This window comes from Desulfosporosinus sp. HMP52 (assembly GCF_000765145.1).
In the GTDB taxonomy this organism is placed as follows: domain Bacteria; phylum Bacillota; class Desulfitobacteriia; order Desulfitobacteriales; family Desulfitobacteriaceae; genus Desulfosporosinus.
The window spans coordinates 1-3,171 of sequence record NZ_JMGA01000082.1; the positions used below are offsets into that span (position 1 = coordinate 1).

General features: G+C 37.4%; 4 protein-coding genes. 3 read left to right on the forward strand and 1 reads right to left on the reverse strand.

Annotation, left to right across the window (positions count from 1 at the left end; genetic code table 11):
* Positions 1–401: 401 nt before the first annotated feature.
* Genes DP73_RS21860 through DP73_RS21870 form a run of 3 tightly spaced genes read left to right on the forward strand, consistent with a single transcriptional unit; the run spans position 402 to position 2,446 of the window.
* On the forward strand, positions 402–881 hold the full coding sequence (locus tag DP73_RS21860; RefSeq protein ID WP_205623428.1) for a DUF2975 domain-containing protein: 480 nt from the start codon (positions 402–404) through the stop codon (positions 879–881).
* 10 nt (positions 882–891) lie between these two features.
* A complete protein-coding gene (locus DP73_RS21865; protein WP_034602526.1) occupies positions 892–1,107 on the forward strand; it encodes a helix-turn-helix transcriptional regulator in 216 nt (71 codons plus the stop codon).
* A 43-nt stretch (positions 1,108–1,150) separates the two neighbouring features.
* Positions 1,151–2,446 (forward strand): cobalamin-dependent protein, encoded by a 1,296-nt coding sequence (locus DP73_RS21870; protein WP_034602527.1) that lies wholly within the window; start codon positions 1,151–1,153, stop codon positions 2,444–2,446.
* Between the two features lie 69 nt (positions 2,447–2,515).
* Here DP73_RS21870 and DP73_RS21875 read toward each other — a convergent pair whose 3' ends face one another.
* Positions 2,516–3,163, reverse strand: coding sequence for a Uma2 family endonuclease (locus tag DP73_RS21875; protein ID WP_348982483.1), 648 nt, complete (start codon positions 3,161–3,163; stop codon positions 2,516–2,518).
* Between the last annotated feature and the right edge of the window lie 8 nt (positions 3,164–3,171).

Below are 3,171 nucleotides of genomic sequence, written 5' to 3' on the forward strand. Positions count from 1 at the left end.
AATAATGCGCCGCCAACCCTCAATGCACATCCATAAATAGGGGTGGATTCTCCGATTACAATTAAATCGAGAGGGAGTCGATCTCCCTTTGGCATGCCCATTTTTCTCATGATACGCCAGAAAAACGAATAAATCAAACTGCATTTGGGTTACAAAAGCTGCTTTTCGTTTTCAAAACTGGCTTTTCGGATACAAAAACTGCGTTTCGTTTACAAATATTCAGTTGTCGGTTACAAAAAATGCTTCTTGGTTTACAAAGTGGCCTCTCGTCTTTCAAGTAAGTAAAGGGTTGAAGGTCTAATTGTATAACAACACAAAAATGACGCAAACCAATAATTGTTTATTGCAAAACAATAAATGATGCATTAGAATAGAATTATCAAATAAGAGAGGTGCTATTGATGAAACGAGAAACATTATTTTTAAAGTTAGTGGTTATTCTAATGAGTCTTCCTGTCCTTGCTTTATGTATATTTGTGTTGCCTGAGATAGCTGAATTTTTTGCAGAGTTAAATCCAACGTTAGCTTATTTGCAATATCCCTTTTTAATTGGGTTGTATGTAACGGCGATAGTATTTTTCGTTGCCTTATACCAGGCCTTAAGACTTTTAAGCTTTATTGATAATAACCAGGCGTTTTCGGAGTTGTCGGTAAAGGCTTTAAAGAATATCAAATACTGTGCCGTCACCATCAGTTCTTTATACGTGGTATTTATGCCACTTATCTATCTCATGGCTGAGGTAGATGATGCCCCGGGTATGATAGTAATCGGAATGGTTATTATTTTTGGTTGCAGTGTGGTTGCGGTTTTTGCCGCTGTTCTTCAAAAACTATTAAAAAGTGCCATAGAGATAAAGTCTGAAAATGATTTAACAGTCTGAGGTGAATAAGATGGCGATTATAATTAATATTGACGTGATGTTGGCTAAAAGAAAAATGAGCGTTACAGAACTTTCGGAGAGAGTTGGAATAACAATGGCTAACCTTTCTATTCTGAAAAATGGGAAAGCCAAAGCGATTCGATTAACAACGTTAGAGGGGATTTGTAAAGCTTTAGAATGTCAGCCTGGAGATATTTTAGAATACAAAAGTGACCAAAACAATTAGTCATAATCAAGTTGGGATCTTTAAGTAAAAGAAAGGGCATGGAATGAAAATTAAATTAATCCAGCCAAAAATGAGTCTTAGACCCATGGATTCAGAATTTAAACGCTTAATGTCACCTTCCTTGTCCCTTTTAGTATTAGCTGCTCTTACTCCGAAGGAACATTCAATAATCATTGAAGATGAAAATGCTAATCTACTTAACTTAGAGGATTCCCCTGATCTAGTTGGAATTACAGTGAATATTGATACTTCTAATCGAGGGTATCAAATTGCTGAGTATTATCGCAAGAAAAAGGTCCCGGTCATCCTGGGTGGGATTCATGTCAGTGCAAATCCTGAAGAAGCCTTACAGTTTGCGGATTCTGTTTGTATCGGAGAGGCTGAAAACGTTTGGCTTGATATTCTTTCCGACGTAAGTCTAGGTCAACTAAAACCTAAGTATTATTCCACGAAAATAGCTGATCCCAGCAAAATACCTATTCCACGCTGGAGTCTAACTCCCTCTGGAAAATACCTCTATACTAATATCATTGTTGCCAGTCGTGGCTGCCCCTTTAATCGGCCAATAGCCAATGTCCTTGAGGAGATAAAACAGCTAAAAACCAAACACGTCATGTTCATTGATGATAACCTTATTGGGGATATTGGCTGGACCAGAGCATTTCTTGAGGAAATTAAACCCCTTGGTCTCAAATGGAATGCCGCTGTATCTGCCAATATACTCAATCATCTGGATGTATTAGATCAAATGCAAGAGAGTGGTTGTCAAAGCCTATTTATTGGCTTCGAGTCAATTAATGAACAGTCCATTCGAAGTGTTCAAAAGTTCCAAAATAAACGAGAAAATTATGAGCGCTTGATTCATGAGCTGCATAAGCGAGGCATTATGGTAAATGCCAGCCTTGTCTTTGGTTTTGATCATGATTCTCCCCAAGTTTTTCAAAACACTCTGGACTGGTTGGTTAAAAACAAAGTTGAAACAATGACAGCTCACATTCTCACACCGTATCCAGGTACAATTTTATATGAAAGGTTCTTTTCAGAGGGAAGGATTGTTGATTTTGATTTAAGCCATTATAACACTGCCAATGTTGTCTTTTCCCCTAAACAGATGAGTCAGAAAGAATTGCTAGAGGGGTATTTGTGGATTTACAAAGAGTTCTACTCATTTAAAAATATATTTAAGAGAATACCAGACCATCCGAAGCAAAAAGTGCCTTATCTTTTATTTAGTTTAATCTACCGTAAATTTGGGAAATTAATTTCTAAAATTGCTAGTTTTGGTTTTATGAGTTCTGTTGGTAGATTAGCAAGGAAGCTTTCTTATCATATTGAATAAGCTCTTAACCGAAGAACAGTGGCTTGTATACTTACAACATGCCACTGTTCTTCGGTTCTATTTTCTTCCTTACGAGTTAAGAAAAACATCCTGCAAATCTATTATAAGATCTTGGAAAATGCCTACGGCGATTGAATCTTTCTCAATATACACTTCCGGGCGGCTAAATTTTCCTTCCTTAGTAAGTTGGAAAACCGAAATAGTCTTTTCCTCCGGGTGAACGATCCAGTACTCACGAACCCCAACCTTTTCATAAAGATTGAATTTTTCTTTAAGGTCTTTTTGAAACGTAGAGGGTGAAGTTATCTCAATAACTAAGTCTGGACTTCCTATACAACCTCGATCATCTAATTTATGTTTGTCACAAATGATGACAAGATCAGGTTGAACGACAGTAGATGTTTGATCAGCAGTCTCATGTACTTGGGGTAAACGTACATCGAAGGGGGCAGCGTAAACTCTGCATTGTTTTCCTTTCATATAATTGTTGAATAGAGTATGTAACTGACCAGAAATCTCTTGATGCTTACGCGAAGGGGCAGGAGTCATATTGTAAGCTTTCCCATTAAGTAATTCCCAGCGTTCAACTTCTGGCCAAGTGAGGTAATCTTGGTATGTAAACAATGATTGATTGTACTTTAGATTCTTACCCAAGGAAATCCACCCCCCTGTTCCATTTATCCGATGACTATCAGCCGTAAGATTCCCATCTTCTATAAGTGGGA